This window comes from Nocardioides sp. Leaf285, assembly GCF_001422955.1.
In the GTDB taxonomy this organism is placed as follows: Bacteria; Actinomycetota; Actinomycetes; order Propionibacteriales; family Nocardioidaceae; genus Nocardioides; species Nocardioides kribbensis.
Genome location: NZ_LMNH01000001.1, coordinates 896,466 through 910,765, shown reverse-complemented (window position 1 = coordinate 910,765; position 14,300 = coordinate 896,466). Strand labels below are relative to the sequence as shown.

Here is a 14,300-nt window from a genome sequence, read left to right as displayed (position 1 = left end):
GAGTCAACGTCCCCGCAGCCCGAACTGGTCACGAAGCAACGCCTGATCGATCTTGTAGGTGACCCCGTCGCTGTCGAGTGAGAGGACGTCGTAACCGTCGATGTTGACCAGGCGCTTGACCGCAGAGAGTACGTGACCAACGTCCGTGGACGGCACTCCGACGGCAGCGGCGACCGTGTCCCGGTGGGCACGGTAGCTGCGTTCAACGATCGCGCGAAGGAAGGTGACTACCTGGTCGTCCGGCAGAGCCCGGCGACCGGCCATCGCACGCTGGCTGGAGTAAGCCGGCGACCCCACGAGAGCGGAGACCAGATCCTCGTCGGACGCGGCCGCGCGAGCCTGGCTTGCGACGTCCACGCTGAAGAGTCCCTCAGCGTCATCACTCGGCACGCTCTTCTTGCGGGGTTTGGGCTTCGGTTCCGCGGGGGCGGGAGCGGCCACGATCGGATCGTTCCACCAGTCCGGCGTCTGTGGCGGCGCCTGCACCCAGCCGTCGGCAGTTGCCGAGAGTGCCGTGGCGGGTTGGAAGACCAACACAGGCACTGTGACCTCTGCGAGGCTCGCGCCGCCGTGATACCCGGCGCGACGGGGACCGAAGTGCGCGTCCTCGCGCCACAACAACACCGCGGAGCCGCCCGACGCGACGACCCGGGGCCCCGAGACGAGCACCTCGCCTGCCGCGACGGGTGCGCCCGCGGGTCGCCAGCGGGAGTCAGCTCCCGAAGCGGTCATGGCCTCAGTCGAGCGCTCGACCACGTGGCCGTGATCCGAAGTAATCACCACTGTCCGACGGGCGTTCACAGCAGTCTCGAGGAGTGCCCGGAGGGGCGCGAGCTGTGCGAGGCCCCATTCCCAGTCGGAAACGTCGTTCTTGTGCACGGCGTCGTCGATAGCGTTAATGACGACACCAACGACAGGGACGTTCTTGGGGTCGGATCTGATCGCGTCCACTACCTCGGCCGGCAGCGCTGCGCCGCCTGGCGCCCGCAAGCCGTCCTTGTGGAAGGTACGAGACCCGGGGAAGGCCCCGTCCAGGCCCTTCCGCTCGTCTTCACCGTTGCCGGTGGCGATGCGTCCGCTGAAGAGCGAGGTGCGCGAGATGTTGGTCAGCGATGGGAGGGCAGACGCCGCGGCGATCCGCCGCTTCGTTGTCGAGGGAACGAACTCGACCAGCCCGAGCCGCGAGATCTCCGCCGCCAACGAGGAGGAGATCGCAGAACTCAGCCCGTCGAGTACGACGAGGAGAACACCGGCGTTCCGCCACGGTGCGACTACGTCGCCGAGGATTCGTTCGACGCCGATGGCCGACTCACCGAATGAAGCTGCGGGGCCGTTGGTCAACGCCTGCGTCAGTCGACCCGCGGCTTTGGCATCTCTCTCGGCTCTGCGCGCGAGGACCTTCGTGGTGAGTGCCGCGTAGGCAGCCGAGATGTCCGGATCGTCCGAGCCGCTCCAAAGGGCACCTATTGCGGCGTCTACCCAAGCACCGTCCGCCATCTGAAGATCGAGGTCGTCTGCCAAGCCGTCGGTGGAGGGCTCGTCGGTCTTCAGCCACCGGTGGAGCCGGACTGCCATGTCCGGCCCGGCGGACTCGCCTCGATCGCGGTGGCGATGCACAGCCACGAGGGCCGCTTCAACATCTCCGCCCTCCTGCAGTGCGGCCGCCAGCGAGCGAACGCGGGCGCGATAGCCGGGGCGAAGAACGGTTGAGCGCTCAGCCCCTGCGGCCCAACCGATGTCCGTGAGCAACGCCTCGGCCTGCTTCAGCGCAACAGCGATCTCGCCGTTGGCCTCAGCATCGGACCGCAGGACAATCCCCTTGGCGATGCGAGCCGCGGCCTTGGCAGCCTCGACGGGAACGGTCTTGCCGTCGACGAAGCGCTCGACGCGAACTCGCGCGGCGACTTGCTCCTCACCGGCGACGGAGCCGTCATCGGGCCAGAGAACGTCGAGAGCAAGGGCCACCGCCAGCGGAGTGACGAACTCTGTCTTCTGGGCGACCTTCAGGGCAAGGGCACCGGAAGAACCGATCGAAGCTTCGGCCCAGTCGTTCAGGTGACGCCGGAGACCTGAGTCGGTCGCGGCCCATCGACTGCGGACTGGACCGCGACCAAGCGCTGACATCAGAACCGTCGAGTCCAACTCGGTGGTGACGTCGAGTCCGAGAACGGCGTTCATGAGTGCCTGGATGGCGAAGTTCTCGCTGACGGCAACGTCGGCTGCTTTCGGCCAGCCGCCGACTGGCTGATGGTCGAGCAGTGCTGTGGCGGCCCAGTCGAGTCGGCGCAGTTCCCGACTGACCTCACGCGCATCGAAGAGTCGTGGAATGGCCTGCCATTCGTCAGGCAGCTGAATGTCGTTCTTGTAGACCCGTGCAAGCACCGCATCACCGAGGTCCGTGCGCGGTCGATCAGTGAGGATGATCGCGTATTCGTCGGCACCCATGTCGGTCAGGAAATCCAGGATCCCGAGTTGGGAAATGCCAGGCGCGACGCGCACGACCTGTGCGCCGGCCTTCAGGTCGCCGCCGGCCCATTCGGGCTTGGCCCGAAGGATGAGCACCCGTTCGGCCCTGGTGGAACTGACGAGGTCGACGGCCTTCTGCTGCAACATCGCAGCTGAAACCCCCACCGCACGGGTGGTGCCCGATTCAGCGGTCTGACTCACTCCCATCTCCAGTCAACCCTGAGGCTCTTGCCCTCAACCGGCGTCTGCAGTTCTTCGACCAACTTCTGGGCCAGGTCGTTGACCTGCGCAGCGAGCTTGAGCTGCAGGGTGTGGGTCTCTTGGACCCGTCGTTGAGCCTCGGCCTCGCGAAGCGCCAACTCCGCCTGCTCCTTCTGAAGTTGCGCCTGCTGCTCCGCTAGCGCGGCCTGCTGCTCCGCAATACGCTTCTGCTGTTCTTCGACCAGACGCGCCTGCTCCTCGGCACGTAGCTTCGCTTCCGCGGCGGCCTCCTGTGCCTTGCGCCGGGCCTCCTCCCCTTCGCCGGTCGCAGGCTTCCGTGCAACCAGGATCCGTGTCACGGCTTCCGAAGCCGCGACAAGAGCAGGCCTGAGACTGTCGTGCATCTCGTCGTGCGCGGCAGTTGTGCGGAGGGCCGTCAGCGCCTCGGCCGCGTCGTCACCGCCCAGGGTCGGAAGCTGGTCGATGAGGGTCCACTGAGCGCCGTCGATGGATGCTGCGACCGCAGCAGCCGACGCGATCGTCTTGCCCAATGCTGGCAGCTCAGCAGGCAGGTCAAACTCGGCCAGAACCTGGACCCGCTCAAGCGCGGAGTGGGCACGATTCACCGCTGTGAAGAGGTCCTGAGCGCGATGGCAGGACACCACCCGAGAGGTGGTCTCATCCAAGCCGAGAGTCGAAGCGTGCTCAGTGAGGGCCGCGACAAGCCGTGAGACGCCCGGCCCGTACTCCTTGACCTTGCTGCCGTACTGGCCGAGGCGCTCCACGGCGGCACTGGAGAGGTGGTACTCGTTGCTGCCGACGCCGAACAGCTCCTTGGCCCGGGCGACCGCTGTGTCCCACTCCTCCTGCGTCGGCAGGATCGGCTCGTGCAGAACCATCTCCGGAACCAACGAGCCGATCGCCGGATCAAGGACCAGGCTGCCGAGGCGTTTGAAGATCCGGTCCGACATGGCGGCCCAGGCCAGGATCAGTAAGTCCTCGGCATCCTTGGTCATCCCGAACTCTGCGAGGGAGGCGCGGAGCTCGGCCACGGTGACGTCGCCCCCGGCGGCAGCCTTCGTGAAGGCGTCGTGCCACCGAAAGTACGGCGCGGACAGGACGTAGGTCACCTCGGCGAGTCGGCCGACCCCATAACCGTCCACAACGCGACGGACCTTGGTCGCCGTCGGGCGGTCGACCTGTTCGATGCGGCCGCCAGCGGCCATGGCTCTGCGCGCCAGCTCCAGGACGGCAACCAGGTCACCCTTCTTCACCTCGTCAGTGCCGCGGTCCACCGCGGGGTGGTTTGGGTAGCGAGTGTCGAGTCCGCCACCAAGCGCAGCTTCCGCGGCCGCGGTGAACGTCGATCCGGAAGCCTTCAGGGGGTCGTATCCGACGGCGAGTGTCTCGAAGTTTCGACCATCGGGGACTTTCGCACCGATCTGGTCGTCACGAACTGCGTCGATGCCATAGGCCTGACGGAGCGCGCCGATCACCTGCTCTCGGAGCGAAGCAGCCTGGTTCTGGAGCTGGCTGCGCGCCGGCTCGCGATCGGCGACAGGGAGAGAAGTGGAGTACTGGTCGAAACGGTTGCCGGTCAACAGGTACTCGAGCTTGACCAGCTTGCCGACATCGTCCATGCGCGAGCTGGTGATGAAGTTGGGCAGCCACACGACGGTGTCACTCACGAACTTGTCATGTTTTAGGTCCTGCAGGCGCACAAGGTCGTCGGAGGGCTGGCGAGCCGCGTCGTCGTCGAACGGGTAGTCGATGACCAGCTTCCAACGTCCACCGTCGGCCTGAAACAGAGAGTTGGGCAGGGACTGTGGATCACGGACGTTGCCGAAGACCACGTCCACGTCGCGCTTCTGACCGCGCCAGACATGAGACAGCGTGTACTCGCTGCCGATGGCACCAGTCGCGCTCGCTCCCACTTCCGAGACAAGAAGCTCACGGATGAGGCGGCGTCGGTTGGCGGGCGTGTCCTCGGTGTCGACGTGGACAAGAATCGAGTCGAAGTCGATGCCGGTCAGCGTCAGGTTGATGATCGGATCGGCGCCCTGACCGACGGTGATCTCACCGAACTCACTGGCCCACTGCTTGACCTGAGTGGTTAGCTGGGTCGCCTCCTGGCCGGGGATCATCGACTTCACGGACCCGAAGTTGAGCGCCGCGATCCTGGATGCCGTCAGGTCCTTGAGGGAGGTTGCTCCGGGGGCGATCGCCGCGATCAGGAGCGTCTTGGCGATGCGGTCGTCTCGCCGGAACGCGTGGGCACGCGGCAATGCCGCAGTGCCAGCTTCGGTGAGACTGTGCTTGTTGAGCAGGTACGGGCGCATCTTCATCTGGTAAAACGTGCGCGCCGCCTTGAAGACGGCCTTCATGTCGTCGGTGAGCGGCTCGGCGTTGCCCAGAACCACCTCGTCGAAGAGGTCACCGACACCGATGACGTCTCCAACGGTCAGCTCGTGTCGGCCATGCGAGAGCAATTCGCTCATGATCTTCAGCGCAGTGCGCTCCCGCTGCATGATCGCGGACAGCGCGATCATGGCATCGACCAGCGCAGGCGAGAACGGGTAGACCTTCTCGAAGTCCACGCCGCTCGACCCGGCCTCATCGGTGAGGAGATGGCGGTAAGCCGCCGGATTGGCCTTCACCTTCGCGACCGCTGCGTTGATGGCCGAGGAACCCGCAGAACCAGACGGGGTCAGGAGTCGCCTCTGCACGATCTCCGGGAGGTCCGCAGCGGGAAGAGTGATGCGCTCGAAACGTCCTTCCCACCACTGGAAGGCGTCGTCGAGGGCGACGCGCTCGGCTCCCCCGGTGCCGCCGCCCAGGAAGTCCTTGAGGTTGCGCTGCCGCGCGACGAAGGACACGAGGGGGATCGGAAGGGAGCCACCCCCGGTCTCGACGAGCTTGGCCACCTTCTCGGTCTCGGTAGAGATGAAGGTGCTGTCGGCCAGGTGGCCGGAAAGCCAGAGAACGAGCTCATCGAGAAAGAGCACGATGCCGTCGTAGCCGAGGCTCTTCGCGTGTTGGGTCATCGCCTGCAGCCCCGCGGACATATCGAGCCACGTGCCCGTGATCTCGAGCGCCGGGAAATAGTGCTTGATGAGCTCGGCGGTGATGCGCTGGCGGTCCGGGTCGGTCGGTGACGCATGCCGCGCGGCGTCGTAACTTGCCGCGGTCACGCCTGATCCGAAGCTCCCCCAGCCGCCCCCTGCCCCGGACGCGAACGGCTCGAAGAATCTCTCGTCGCCGAGCGTGGCCCGGAACTGATCGGCGTTCGCCCAGAGAGCGTCGGAGCGGTGCAACACCGGAGCAGGGGCGTCGGCATGCTTGGCCCTGATCGCCTTCAGGTAACCACCGAAGAGGGCCGACTCGACACTCTCGGCGCCCACGAAGTGGTAGTCGACGGCGAGCAGGTTGCGTTCGATGACCTGGCTGTATTTGGCCACTTCCTCCTGGAGACCAGGCAGAGCGCGGGCATGCGCGTTGCCAGTGAGGAGAAGGTGCAGCACCGCCATGAAGTGCGACTTACCAGCGCCGAAGGAGCCGTGGACGAATGTGCCTCGCGCGCTTGTGTTCTCGAAGGCTGACCGAACCAGCTCCAGGCCATCGTGAAACGCCTCAGCGATGCCGGGCGTGACCACGTAGTCGTTGATCGTCTGGTCCGGCTGGTCCTGCGCCTTGTCGATCTGCAGGACGAAGTCAGCGTCGTGGACCGCTTCGGGAATGGAAATCGCGTCACGGAGGGGCAGCGAAAGCTCAGAGTCAGACACGGTTCAGATTCTTCCCTACGAATTCTTCGGACGGCGGCCGCGAGTAGCAGCCGGGGGTGTCCACGCAGTGACCTCGTCACGTGTGGCTTCGAGTCGGCCGAGCTGCTGGTCGATGACGCCCGTGATCGCTTGAGCGGGGCTCACGCCGAATGAGGCATCCATCTCGGAGTGCCACTGGTGGACCCACGGCTCGAGCTCCACCAAACCGGCAACCATCTGGATCAACAGGTCATTGCCCGCGCCGAGCGCGTCCTGCGTCGGGAACTCCCGCGCCAAGGCGAGCGCCTTGTCCTTGTGGTCCCAGCCGGCCCAACCCAGCACGACGGTGTTGTCGCCCTCGCGACCCAAGTTCGGGTAGAGGATGAAGCGCTCCTTCGGCACATCGAACTTGCCGCGCGCCTGCCAGAAGTCCTTGGAGGTGAAGTCCTTGTCTCCGTACTTAGGAGGCACCGGAATGTCGACCTTGTCTCCCGCATCTTCACGTCGCTGCAACTCCCACACGTGTTGCCACGCGTTGAACTTTTCGATCCCTGACGGCTTGTAGCGGTGCGCCGCCAGATACGGAACTGCTTGCCCACCAACCACCGACGAGAGGACCTTCGTGAGGTCAGCCTCTTTGTCGCCGGCCAGGACTTCGACCAGCTGCAAGAGGAAATCGTCACGGCGCACGTCGTCCGCGAGTTCCGAGATGGACCGTACTGCAGGACCCTGCTCATCCCGCCAGAGTGCGGGCTGCTCGAGACGAACGAGGATGGCCTCCTGGAGTGCCGCGACCAGTTGGGTCTCCCATGGAGTCACCAGCCAGCGGCGCTTGAACTCAGGCTTTTCGAGCAAGCGAATCGTTGGGTCGCTCTGAGTGAACTCGAGACGCCGTTTCACAAGATCGCGGTAGCTCGTCGGCCACACTTCTGGAACCGCTACAACGGGAGTCGACCCGTGTCGCGAGAACCATGCCGTCTCCTCCTCACCGTCTGCAACCCGACGGGCCAATGAGATTTCGAATGTCCGCTCACCAAGCGCAATAGCATCGATGTCAGAGCCCTTGTAGGTGAAGTCATCATCGATGAGCCCGTAGAGCCTGTACGTCTCCCAGTCCAGTTCTTCCTGCGCGAAGATCATCCGCGCGCGAATCCGAGCCCACTCGGCAGACGCGGCCCGGAGGCGGGCATCGAGTGGCTCCGAAAGCCGACCTGCATGCGCGATGACAGCACTGGGCGCTACGACTGCGAGCTCGTGAGCCAGCGAGTCGAGGTGGCGCGCCGCGTTCAAAGGCAGTGCCGAAGGGAGGGGAAACTGCGCAAGCTTCGTTCCGGTGAATTCATACCGCGGCTCCCAGTCCTCGTCGCCGATCCCACCCCCGATGCCGCCGTTTCCCTTGTTGTGGCTCACCTGCTTCATCCAGAAGCACGCCGTTGAGCTGTTCAAGACGCCGAGCAGAGCGAGGTGGTCGTCCTCGGTAGCCGCTTCGGGCAGCTCGATTCGAAGAGCGCCGGGCTTCTCAACAGCGTCACGACGAACCAGAGCGCCGCTAAAGTGAGTTGCAATCTTGGCGAAGGCGATCCTTACCGCGCTGCTTCGCTCGGCACTCACTTGGTGCCACGAGAGCCAGTCGATATCTGCCGACTTGTAGCTGGCGCCCGAGAATGTCGCCCGCGCCCACAATGACGTCCGCCATGGCCAGAGCGCGACGCGAGACTGTTGCGACGATGTGGAAATACGAGCGGGTCCGCCCGCAAAGAACAGCTCACCGATGGTGTCAGCCCGCCAATCACGAGTCGCGTTTCCATCGATTGCGCCCACAACGTCTGTGGGGCTAACGCCAAGGCGCATGAACGTGCCCAACGGAGCAGCGAAGTACTCCTCCGCATGGCTGTCGCCGAACATGCCCATCCGATCGACCTTGGATCCGAGTCTTCCCTGCACGGTCTCGACCGCAGCCTTCAACTCGGCCGCCCCGCCTCCCCCCAAGGACCACGGATGCCGACCGAATACGGAGCGTTCCACGTCGGACACGCAAACGAATTTGCCGTCGAATCCCGGCTCGTCGAGGTGGGTCACGATCTCTGTCCAGACGAGGCCCTTGGACGGGTCCGCCGGCTGGCCGGGTTCACCGCGGACACCGAGGACCGCACGCACCTGATCGCCCACCGGACGTCGGCGGCGGCCGACGATTATCACGGTAGGCGTGCCGTGGCCAGGAATATAGGCGCCCGACGTGTCGACAACACCGGTGAGGTCGACCGGGTTGCTCAGGTGGTGGCCGGCGAAGAATTCCTCGATTAGCTTCTTGCCGAACTCGCGCTTCATAAACGAGTTGGCGGTGATCTGACCAGTGAATCCAGCTCCCTGACCCTGTTCACCTCGGATGGCAAGGCGGAAGAAGAGTTCCATGAACGGCGCAGAAAGTGCATATTGCCCACTGGCCGTGGAATACGACTTCCGATACAGCGTCTTGAGACCGCGGTCGGGAGGAGCGATGTAGGGCGGGTTGCCGACGACGACGTGGTACTGGCCGGGCTTCAGGATGCCGGTGTACTCCTTGAGGTCCTCACCGTCGTAGAAGTAGGTCTCCGATTCCTCGCCCTCGAACTGGAGCGCCTCTGGCGCACCGCCGAACTCGCCCAAGAGGGAGTCGCCGATGGCGAGGTGGAAGCCGAGGTTCGGCACCCCGACAAGTGAGCGCTCCCCCATGGCGAGAAGGCCGGCGACGGTGAGGCGGAAGCGAGCGATGGCCACGGCGAACGGGTTGAGGTCGACGCCGTGGATGGAGTCCATAGCCCGGCGTACACGCTCTTTCGCGTCGAGTGCCGGCGCCTCAGCCTGCCACTGGTCGACAAGTCGCTGGAAAGCACCAAGGAGGAAGTGTCCGGAGCCGCAGGTCGGGTCGATGAGCTTGATCCCGTCGAGACCGAACTCGGCCAGCGCTGGCGTCAGCGTCTGGTCGAGGATGAACTCCTCGACGAAGACGGGCGTCTGGAGCAGAGCGTAGGTCTTGCGGGCGTGGTCGGAGAGGTCCTGGTAGAGGTCGCCGAGGAAGCGGGTGTCGAGTTCCTGGTCGGTGAAGTCATGGACCAGCTTGCCGCTGGAGTCGGTGGCACGCCAGAAGTCGATGAGCGCTGTAGCCCGCTCGGCACTGATGTCAGCGGTCCAGACTGGATTGTGCGCCTCGTCCACGAGCGCCTTGCCCGCGGGCTGCCCGGCCAGAACTGTGAAGGCTTGGCGAAGCCAGTCGCGCCGGTTGTGTGTTGGGTTCTCCCGGAAGTACGCCGTGAGGTTCTCCTCCGCACGTGCAGTCCGGTCGCCTGGACCCGCGATCCAGCCGACGGGAACCGTGGTCCCATTGATTCGGGCGCCCGTCAGCAGGTCGTTGTCTTCGCAGAAGCGCACGAAGGTCATGGCGATCAGCCACGCGACAGCGGCCTGGTCGACCTCGTTGTCGCGCCACACGACCCAGGAGTGGCCGGTGCGCTCGCGCCTGCGGGCCTCGGCGTACTCCTCCTGCAGGCGGGCGCCCCAGCGGTCGGCCTTGTCGTCCGCGCGAGCGCGGAGGTCGGCCTGGACCAGCTTGAGCTGGGCCTTGAGGTCCTTGAGCAGGGCGGCGGACTGGATCACGGGGTGTGAACTACTTTCGGGAGATCGGAGGGCAGTGTGAGCCACCCGCTGGGGCCGAGCGGGACGGGCTTGCCGTCAAGCATCGGGACGTTCTGGCTGGCCTGCATGGCAACGAGCAGCCAACGCGCGGCCGGACGGTCAGTGCCGACATCCAGGAGGTTGGCCAGCAGGTGGCCCAGGCCGTACCGCTGGAGGGGACCGGCGTGCGTGAGGAGCAGGGGACGATCGGACGTCATTGCCGTGGTCCAGCGCGGTTCAACGGCGGCTTGGACGAGCCTCGCCAGGTTGGCCCAGTCAGAACCCTCGCGCACCTTCGTATCGGCATCGACCACGAACGACCAGTCGATGCCGTGCACAGTCGCCAACTCCTTCGCCGCCTCAACAACGACATGGGAGACGTCCACGACGTCGACCCCGAACATGTCGGCGAGATCGCGAGCCTGACGGACATAGCGACTCGGCGGCACGCACAACGTCAGGGCGCCGTGACGACCGATGGAGTCATGAAGTCGACTCACCACTTCCGAACCGGGCGTGGCAACGACGACAGTCCCCAGGAGCGTCGTTGTTCCGGTGACCGTGGTCGGCCGGGTGCTGGCTGGCTCGTAGATGCCGTCGTGGCGGACCATGCCCGGCAGTGCAGCTGCGACCAGCGGATCGAGGTCATGGCTGTTGTCCGGTAGCAAGACGCACGGGAAACGCGTCTGGACAGATCTTCGGACGGCGGCCTCAGAGATCTGTCGGCCCGGCTTGCCACTCAGCGCCAGCTCAACGGCGACCTGGGTCGGCAGCGTTGCGGGATAGAGCTCGTCGAACCCGGAGAGTTCTGCGGTCTCGCTGGCGTCGGCGGCAAGTCGGATCACGCGACGGTCATCCGTCATGACAGTGGCTGCCGCGGTGTCGGCGACCTCGTCTCGGAGCGCTTGCGCTGCGACGGCGAAGGGAACAACCTTGTCCCCCTCGACAAGACGGTCCGCGGCATGCCCCAGCTCAGTTGCGGCATCGATGAGAACGTCGGCCGGCGGGAAGTCGCGACCGGTCTCGTCTGGGTCGGCCCCGTCGTGGAGGGCGATCAGAGCGGGGCGCTTGGCGCTTCGGCGGAGGTCAAAGGCAGGGTCCACTTCGCGAGCGTCGTACTCGAAGACGAGGCGAAGCAGTGCGGCGGCCTGGCGGGTGCGCTCGGCGCCGTCGAGCAGCGAACCGCGCTGCGCCGCTAAGGCCAGCGCCAGCGCCGGCACGGTCATCACGCGGCCCTGTCTAGCCAGGATCGTGACAGCGTCCTCACGAACGCCTTCAAGCTCCTTCTTCTTGACCCACTTACCAACCGCTCGATCGAGGACATCGACCACCTGCTCGCGGTTCTGCCCCAGCGATTGGGCAACCTCGGCGGCGGCCGGCCAGGTCGGCTGGGACTCTGCAGCCTCGGAGGTGAGCCCGAGAAGGGCCTCGGCGACCACACGATCGGCGCCGTTCAGTACCCCGAGCAGCCCCGCGAGGACTCGTTCCACCCCGCGCTTGGCAGTGAGTGCCTCATCGACTGCGGTCGGAACGCTGAGGCGTGCTCGCCACTCCTTGATGCGGGCCTGGATCTCCTTGCGGTAAGACTCCCCTAGGCCGCGGATGGAGTTGATCTTCGTTGGGTGCACGCCGAGTAGCCCGCCAACAGTGGTGACATCGAGTCGCGCTGCAGCCGATCGAGCGCGGGCAGACAAGCCAGACCTCTCGAGCGGCGTGTCGAGGTCGGCTGCTTCAGCCAGCTCGTCGTTGGCCTCGGTGGCTTCGTCGCCTGCATCGAGGGTGGCGAACACCTCGTGCCACGCGACGGCAAGCTCGTCGGCACTGCTGAATCGGGCCTTGGCGTCGGGATTGAGTGCTTTACGGAAGAGCTGGGCGAACTGGGCGGCGACGGCCGGCTCGAATGCCGTGGGCTCGACGACCGGCTCATCGGTGGGGTTCAAGGGTTGGCTACTGCCGCTGCCCCACCACGGCAAACCGCCGGTCGCCATCTCGAAGAGCGTCGCCGACACGGCGTACAACTCGGCGGCGCGGTCGTAGCGACGTCGCTGGCCGCGACCGAGATAAGGATCCAGATACCCCGGTGTGCCCGAAGCGATGTTGTCGACGCTCTCGTCAGCGAGCGAGAAGTCGAAAAGGACCAGAGTCGGCTTGCGAGTGCCGGGGTCGGGGATGATGCCCAAGTTCGCCGGCTTGATGTCGCGGTGGAAGAAGCCCTTGGTCTCCAAGTAGGCCATCGCATCGAGAAGGTCACCGCCGAATTGCTGGAGCTGACCAAGGGTCGAGCGCCCTTCCTTCGCCAACCGCACGGCGAGGGTCTCCTTGCCGGCATCACTCAGCAGGAGGGCGCGGCGTTCGGCGAGCTCGATGGGCCCGTCGATGAGGCGGACGATCCGCTTGTGGTCGAGTGCTCTCAGGACCTCGGCTTCGGCCTTGAGCCGCTTGTCGGCCGACGGGTTGCGCCCGATCTTGAGGATGACCTCGCGTTCGGAGTCCGCGGCATCGGTGTCGTTGACCGCAAAGGCAACTCCGCTCGAGCCCTCACCACGTCGCCCGAGGACGAGGAAGCGATCTGCGATGGCGTCGCCGCTTTGAGCGTCGAGCGGATCCTCAACATCCGTGGGCGCCTCGACTTCATCGCCCTTGCGGACCTCCTCCCACGCCGTGTCAAGGAAGTCGAGCACCTCGGCCATGGTTGAAGGACGGTCGGTCTCAGTCGCGCTCGTGATGAGTGCGATCACGTCGGCGATCGGGTCGGGGATGCCGGCCACGACGGAGCGCGGGTCGAGAGCCCTCTCCTGAGTGAGTTTCTGGTCGAGCTCGACGAGGTTCTCCGCGGGCGCACGGTCGGTCAGGATGAGATGGGCGACGGCTCCAAAGCCGTAGATGTCGAGCGGCACGCCAGGAAGTCCGTCGGACGGCACTCGAGCCTCGGGAGCGAGATAGATCCAGTCCTCGTGGGCTGCCAGGCCGAGGATGTCGGAGACACCAGCACTGATCGTCGTCCAGCGGGTTTCGGAGTTGCTCGAGCGATCCTTCTGCCCGGAGTACCAGTCGCGGATCGACAGCCGCGGCCCGCCTGTCTTGCCGTCCTTGCTGCGCGGCTGCCGGACCCAGATGCGGTGCGGGCCGAGGGCGCGGTGGATCAGATGGCGCTGGTGCGCGAACCGGATCGTCTCACCCAGGCGAATGACCATCGCGATCCGCTGGTCGAATGAAAGGTCTGGTTGCGATGCGATGAAGGCGTCGAGCGGCTGCTCGGAGTCGTCGTACTCGAAGACCAGGGCGGGCCCGTCGTCGGTCTTCTTGAACTCGGTGGGCACATCGATGCCGTCGTGGCGGATGCCATAGGTGAGTTGGTACTCGCGCTGAGCGAGGTCCTCGATGCGCTGGCGATCGGTCGCCGAGGCCTTGGGCGGGAGGTCGCGGAGTCGCAAGCGGAGCCTGACGCCGCTGAGGTGGGGGTTGTCGACCAGCACGTCCTGCCAGTCAGGGCCTTCGGCGATGGGGGTCGAGTCGGCGACCTTGTAGTCGCCGACCATCCGAACCTTGGGCGCCGGCCTGAATCCGGCCTTGCCGCAGAGTGCGCGAATGGCCTTCGCGCGTTGGTAGTCGACGACGTGGTGAGGATTGCTGGGGAGCTCGGCCAGGAACGTGCTGACCTTGGTGAGTGCAGGCTTCGCCTTGATCTCGAACTTGTCCATAGCAAGGACGCCCAGCGTGGCTCGCTCGTCGAGCTCCACCGTGCAGCCGTGGCCGTGAAGGACGACCTTGGACTGCAGGAAGGGAACGTCCTTGCGCGCCTTCTCGTTCGGCGCCACGTCCTTGAGCAGTTCGGCCAGACGCTTCGCCTTGCGGTCGGCTGCCAACCACGGGTTCTCGACATTGCGGATGTTGTGCATCCATCGCTGGGTATTGCCGACGATGCGGCCGTGCCAGCCCTTGAGCTCCACGATGAAGAGTCCGGCACGCGTCAGCAGAAGAACGTCGACCTCGCCTGACCGACCGTTGTTGTCGATGAAGGTCAGGTTTACCCAGGCGGTCGTGATGCCGTCGTCAGGAAGCAGCTTGCGGAAAGCATCGAGGGCGGCCTCCTCTGCTGGGGTCGCGGGCGGACCCATGACGATCCAGTGGGGGGAATCTGCCTTCATGTTTCCTTGACTCGACCTGCAGCGACGTTGGCTGCGCACGTATGTGACGGACGATGCTGATGTTTCCACATGC

General features: G+C 65.4%; 4 protein-coding genes. All 4 read right to left on the bottom strand.

All coding sequences use genetic code 11. The annotated features are described in order from the left end of the window. Window positions 1–3 precede the first annotated feature (3 nt). Genes pglZ through pglW form a run of 4 tightly spaced genes read right to left on the bottom strand, consistent with a single transcriptional unit; the run spans window position 4 to window position 14,227 of the window. The gene (gene pglZ, locus ASF47_RS04190; protein WP_056862669.1) at window positions 4–2,667 is read right to left on the bottom strand and encodes a BREX-2 system phosphatase PglZ; all 2,664 of its coding nucleotides are present in this window, start codon (window positions 2,665–2,667) and stop codon (window positions 4–6) included. Next, the gene (locus ASF47_RS04185; RefSeq protein WP_056862668.1) at window positions 2,664–6,449 is read right to left on the bottom strand and encodes a DUF6079 family protein; all 3,786 of its coding nucleotides are present in this window, start codon (window positions 6,447–6,449) and stop codon (window positions 2,664–2,666) included. Before ASF47_RS04185 ends, pglZ begins: the two co-directional genes overlap by 4 nt. A gap of 15 nt (window positions 6,450–6,464) precedes the next feature. Further along, window positions 6,465–10,061 (bottom strand): BREX-2 system adenine-specific DNA-methyltransferase PglX, encoded by a 3,597-nt coding sequence (pglX, locus tag ASF47_RS04180; RefSeq protein ID WP_056862667.1) that lies wholly within the window; start codon window positions 10,059–10,061, stop codon window positions 6,465–6,467. Further along, window positions 10,058–14,227: a BREX system serine/threonine kinase PglW gene (pglW, locus tag ASF47_RS04175; RefSeq protein ID WP_056862666.1), complete on the bottom strand. Its 4,170-nt coding sequence runs from the start codon at window positions 14,225–14,227 to the stop codon at window positions 10,058–10,060. The genes pglX and pglW overlap by 4 nt, the downstream gene beginning before the upstream one ends. Between the last annotated feature and the right edge of the window lie 73 nt (window positions 14,228–14,300).

Coding starts and splice junctions, on each gene's coding strand:
- pglW (WP_056862666.1), bottom strand. CDS start 14,227: ATGAAGGCAGATTCCCCCCACTGGATCGTCATGGGTCCGCCCGCGACC.